This is a genomic window from Micromonospora sp. NPDC005710 (assembly GCF_040630995.1).
In the GTDB taxonomy this organism is placed as follows: domain Bacteria; phylum Actinomycetota; class Actinomycetes; order Mycobacteriales; family Micromonosporaceae; genus Micromonospora.
The window spans coordinates 1-5,606 of record NZ_JBEXYP010000056.1; the positions used below are offsets into that span (position 1 = coordinate 1).

Annotated in this window: 5 protein-coding genes; all 5 read left to right on the top strand. The window is 74.1% G+C overall.

Features of this window, described 5'->3' with window-relative positions:
- Positions 1-44: 44 nt before the first annotated feature.
- A complete protein-coding gene (locus tag ABZ406_RS30740; protein ID WP_357769057.1) occupies positions 45-449 on the top strand; it encodes a hypothetical protein in 405 nt (134 codons plus the stop codon).
- Positions 450-474: 25 nt separating this feature from the next.
- Positions 475-1,908 (top strand): glucuronate isomerase, encoded by a 1,434-nt coding sequence (gene uxaC / locus ABZ406_RS30745; RefSeq protein WP_357769059.1) that lies wholly within the window; start codon positions 475-477, stop codon positions 1,906-1,908.
- The gene (locus ABZ406_RS30750; protein WP_357769061.1) at positions 1,905-3,209 is read left to right on the top strand and encodes an enolase C-terminal domain-like protein; all 1,305 of its coding nucleotides are present in this window, start codon (positions 1,905-1,907) and stop codon (positions 3,207-3,209) included. The genes uxaC and ABZ406_RS30750 overlap by 4 nt, the downstream gene beginning before the upstream one ends.
- A complete protein-coding gene (locus tag ABZ406_RS30755; RefSeq protein ID WP_357769063.1) occupies positions 3,200-4,693 on the top strand; it encodes a mannitol dehydrogenase family protein in 1,494 nt (497 codons plus the stop codon). Before ABZ406_RS30750 ends, ABZ406_RS30755 begins: the two co-directional genes overlap by 10 nt.
- Positions 4,683-5,606 (top strand): Gfo/Idh/MocA family oxidoreductase (locus ABZ406_RS30760; protein WP_357769065.1); only part of this gene is annotated, 924 nt, incomplete at its 3' end. The genes ABZ406_RS30755 and ABZ406_RS30760, both read left to right, overlap by 11 nt.

Genomic DNA, 5,606 nt, shown 5'->3' on the forward strand with positions numbered 1-5,606 from the left:
GGGTGTAGCCGAGGATCCCGGCGAGCCAGTTCTCGTTGTTGCTGGTGTCGGTCCAGCTCGCGATCCCCGGCGGCAACATCGACTTGTATTTGGGGATGGAGTTGGACGTGGCCGAGAACGACTTCGTCGACCGGGGCACCTCCGGCGCGGTCAAGGGCGCCGCCCTGCACGGCACCGAGGCGCCGGCCGAGGGCGGAGGTGCCACGCTGACAGTGCGCCCGTTCTGGGCCCCGCCCCGGCAGATCCCGGTGGAGGGTCGCAGTCGGCACGGGCACGGCGGCGCGGACGCTCGGATGACCGGGGTGCTCCTCGGCGGTCAACCCGACCCGATGGGCCGTGCCGCCACCGCCGACGACGGCGCGTTGGCACTGCTCACCGGCCTGGCCGCCAACCGGTCCTTCGAGACCGGCCGACCCGTCCGCGTCGCCGACCTGCTCACCCCCCGCTGACACCGGAGACGAGGAGCCCCACCCCGTGCCCACGTTCGACCACACCGACCTGCTCCTGCCGCCCGAACCGGGCCAGCGCGCGCTGGCCCGGGAGCTGTACGCCCTGGCCGCGGCGCAACCCATCATCTCGCCGCACGGGCACGTCGACCCGGCCCTGCTCGCCGAGGACCGCCCCTTCCCGGACCCGGCGCAGCTGCTCATCGTTCCCGACCACTACCTGACCCGGATGCTGCTCAGTCAGGGCGTACCCCCGGCGGATCTGGGGGTGCCCACCCGCGACGGCAGCCCGGTGGAGACCGACGGTCGGGTGATCTGGCGACGCTTCGCCGCGCACTGGCACCTGTTCCGGGGCACCCCGTCGCGACTCTGGTTGGAGCAGACCTTCCGCACCGTGTTCGGGGTGCACACCCCGCTCGGCCCGAGCACCGCCGACGCCCTCTACGACGAGATCGCGGCCCGGCTCGCCGAGCCGGACTTCCGGCCTCGGGCGCTGTTCGAGCGGTTCCACATCGAGGTCCTGGCGACCACCGAGTCGCCGCTGGACGACCTCGCGCAGCACGCCAAGCTCGCCGCCGACGGGTGGGGTGGGCCGGGCGGCCGGGTGGTCACCACGTTCCGCCCCGACGACGTGGTGGACATGGAGTTCGATGGCTGGTCGACGAACGTGGACCGGCTCGGTGACCGGGCCGGCGAGGACACCGGCACGTACGCCGGCTACCTGGCCGCGCTGCGGGCCCGCCGGGCCGCGTTCATCGCCGCCGGCGCGACCTCCACCGACCACGGCCACCCCACCGCGCGCACCCTGGACCTGACGCCGGCCGAGGCCGGGCGGCTCTACGACCGGGGACGGCGCGGCGAGGCCGACGCCGCCGACGCGGAGGCGTTCCGGGCGCACATGCTGGTGGAGTTCGCCCGGATGTCGCTCGACGACGGCCTGGTCATGCAGCTGCACCCGGGCGCGGTGCGCAACCACAACAGGTGGTTGCACGCCCGCCACGGCCGCGACGTCGGCGGCGACATCCCCCAGGCCACCGAGTACGTGCACGCGCTCGCCCCGCTGCTGGAGCGCTACGGCAACGACCCGCGACTGCGACTGGTGCTCTACACCCTCGACGAGGACACCTTCACCCGCGAGCTGGCGCCCCTCGCGGGCGGGTACGCCGCGCTGCTGCTCGGCGCGCCCTGGTGGTTCCTGGACTCCCCGGAGGTGCTGCGCCGGTTCCGGGAGGCGGTCACCGAGAGCGCCGGCTTCTACAACACCACCGGGTTCGTCGACGACACCCGGGCGTTCTGCTCCATCCCGGTACGCCACGACGTGGCCCGCCGGGTGGACGCCGGCTTCCTGGCCCGACTCGTCGCCGAGCACCGGCTGCCGCTGGACGAGGCGGCCGAGACCATCGTCGACCTGGCGTACCGGCTGCCCAAGCGGGTCTTCAACTTCGGAGGCGCAGACCAGTGACCACCACCATCACCTCCGTCGAGGTGCACGACGTGCGGTTCCCCACCGCCGCCCGGGGCGACGGCTCCGACGCGATCAACCGGGGTGACTACTCGGCGACGTACGTGGAGTTGGGCACCGACGCCGGCCCGACCGGCGCCGGGTTCACCTTCACCAACGGCCGGGGCAACGAGATCACCTGCGCGGCGGTGAAGGCCCTGGCCCACCACGTGCGCGGGCGCACCGTCGAGGAGATCGCCGCCGAGCCGGTGGCGTTCTGGCGTTCACTGAGCGCCGACGTGCAGCTGCGGTGGCTGGGCCCGGAGAAGGGCGTCATCCACATGGCGACCGGCGCGCTCGTCAACGCGGTGTGGGACCTTCGGGCCACACTGGCCGGCAAGCCGATGTGGCGCTTTCTCGCCGAACTGCCCAGCGAGGAGCTGGTGGCGAGCATCGACTTCCGGCACATCCGTGACGCGCTCACCCCGGACGACGCGATGGCCATCCTCGACAAGGGGCGCGACGGGCTGGCCGACCGGTTGGCAGCCCTCGAACGGGACGGCTTCCCGTCGTACACCACCTCGGTCGGGTGGCTCGGCTACCCCGACGACAAGGTGCGGGCGCTGACCCGGCAGGCGTACGCCGACGGGTGGCGGGCGATGAAGATGAAGGTCGGCGGTCCGCTCGCCGACGATCTGCGGCGGGCCCGGATCATCCGGGAGGAGATCGGCCCGAACGCGCTGTTGATGATGGACGCCAACCAGGTCTGGGACGTCGACGAGGCGATCGCCGCGATGACGACGCTCGCCGAGGTGGACCCGTACTGGATCGAGGAGCCCACCCACGCCGACGACATCCTCGGGCACGCCCGGATCGCCCGCGCTGTCGACGAGGTGACCGGCGGCCGCTGCCGGGTGGCGACGGGTGAGGTGGCCGCCAACCGGGTGATCTTCAAACAGCTGCTCCAGGCCGAGGCGATCGGGGTGATGCAGATCGACGCCTGCCGGGTCGGTGGCGTCAACGAGGTCCTGGCCGAGCTGCTGCTGGCGGCGAAGTTCGGCGTGCCGGTCTGCCCGCACGCAGGCGGGGTGGGCCTCTGCGAGTACGTCCAGCACCTGGCGATCTTCGACTACCTGCGGGTGAGCACCGGGCTGGACGGTCGCATGATCGAGTACGTCGACCACCTGCACGAACACTTCGTCGATCCGGTGCGGACCCGCGACGGCCGCTACCTGCTGCCCGAGCGACCCGGCTACAGCGCCACCATGAAACCCACGTCGATCGCCGAGTTCCGCTTCCCGGACGGTCCGGCATGGCGGTGACCGTCGGGGCCTCCCGGCTCGGCCTGGGCATGCTGCGCCGGCTGCCCGCCGAGGCCCGCCCGCTGATCCGCCCGGGCACCGTGCCGACCGGCGTCGTACACCTGGGGTTGGGGGCTTTCCACCGGGCCCACCAGGCCGTCTTCACCGAGGCGGCGGTCGGCGCGGCCGGCGGCGACTGGGGCATCGTGGCCGTCGCCCCGCGCAGCGCCGCGCTGGTCGAGGCGATCGCCGAGCAGGACAACCTGTTCAGCGTCAGCGCCCTCTCCGCCGCCGGCAGCGCCACCCGGGTGGTGGGTGCCCTGAGCGGCGTCCGGCACGCGCCGAGCGACCCGGACGCGGTGGTGGCGCTGCTGGCCGACCCGGCGGTCCGCGTGGTGACCCTCACCGTCACCGAGAAGGCGTACCACCTGGATCCGGTGACCGGCCACCTGTCCCCGGACTCGGCGCTCGCCGCGGACCTGGCCGGCGGCGGAGCGCCGACCACGGTGCCAGGGCTGCTGCTGCGCGGGCTGGCCGCCCGGGCCGCCGCGGACGCCGGGCCGGTGGCCCTGGTGAGCTGCGACAACCTGCCCGCGAACGGTCGACGACTGCGCGGCATGCTCGACCAGGCCGTCGACCGGGCCGGGGGGGTGCCCGCCGGGCTGGTCGATTGGGTGGCCGGCAACGTGACCTGCCCGGGCACCATGGTGGACCGGATCGTGCCGGCGAGCACCCCGGACACGATCGAGGCGGCGCGGCGGGCGCTCGGCGTCACCGACCTGGCGGCGGTGGCCGCCGAGCCGTACGCCCAGTGGGTGATCGAGGACGACTTTCCGGGCGGCCGGCCCGGCTGGGAGTTCGCCGGAGCGGTGCTCACCGACGACGCCGGCCCGTGGGAGCGGTTGAAGCTGCGCGCCCTCAACGGGGTGCACTCGGCCATCGCGTACCTCGGAGCCCTGTCCGGTCGCGAGACGATCGCCGACGCGCTGGAGATCCCGCACCTGCGCGACGTGCTGCGCCGGCTGATCGCCGAGGACGTGGCGGCCAGCTTCACCCCGCCGGACGGGGTCCGGGTGGTCGACTACGGCGAGCAGGCCCTCGCCCGGTTCGGTAACCCGGCGATCCACCACCGCACCCTCCAGGTGGCGATCGACGGCTCCCAGAAGCTCCCGCAGCGCGTCCTGCACACCATCGCCGACCTGCGTGCGGCCGGACGGTCCGCCCGCTGGGGCGCGCTGGTCGTGGCGTCCTGGTTGCGCTTCGCGCTGGGGTACGCCGACGACGGCCGGCCGTTGCCATTCCAGGATCCGCTGGCCGGGCCGATCCGGGCCGCACTGGACGCCGGGGCGCAGACCCCGGCGGGCGCTGTCGACGCGGTCTTCGCGTTGCGCGACGTCATCCCGGTGGAGGTGGCCGAGGACGACGAGGTCCGCGCCGACGTGATCGCCTGGCTGACCGCGTTGCAGCGGCACGGTGTCGAGGCCACCCTGGCTGGTGCCCGGTGACCCTGTCGACAGTGGCCGGTCGGCGGTGAGCGCTGCCACGCCGCCGACCCGGGTGGCGGTGATCGGGGCGAACGGGCACGGTCGCTGGCACCGACGGGTGATCGCGCCCCTGCACGCCGCCGGCCGGCTGCGCCTGGTCGCCCTGGTCGACGTCCGGCCGGTGGAGGACGACAGGGCCGCGCCGGTGCCGCCCGGGGTGGCGATCTTCACCGACCACCGGGCGATGCTCGCCGCCACCCGGCCGGAGGTGGTGGTGATCTGCACGCCGCCGCACACTCACCTGGCGATCGCGCGCGACGCCCTGGCCACCGGCGCGGACCTGCTGCTGGAGAAGCCGCCGGTGCTGTCCGTGGCCGAACACGAGGAGCTGACCTGGGCCCTCACCGCCGCCGGCCGGGTGGCCCAGGTCGGCTTCCAGGCGCTCGGCTCGGCGGCCCTCACCGCGCTGACCGACGCGCTGGCCGCCGGCCGGCTGGGCACTGTCACCGGCATCGCCACGATCGCCGCCTGGCAACGGCCGGACGCCTATTACGCCCGCTCCCCCTGGGCCGGTCGGCGGAGTCTGGACGGCCGGCCGGTGCTGGACGGCGCACTCGTCAACCCGCTCGCGCACGCCGTGATGCAGTGCCTGGCGATCGCCGAGGCACTCGCCGGGGCGACACCCTGGCCGGTGGCGATCGAGGTGGAACGCTACCGGATCCGGCCGATCGAGGTGGAGGACACCGCCGTGCTGCGGGTCCGGTTCCGCGCCGGGCCGCCGGTGCTGGTGGCGGTGACCCTCGTCGCCGAGGAGTTCGTGGCGGGCGAGGTGGTGGTGACAGGTACGACGGGGCAGGCGGTGCTGGAGTACCCGACCCGCCGGGTCGCCCGCCGCTACGCCGACACCCCGGCGGTGCTCGCCTGGCACGTCGGC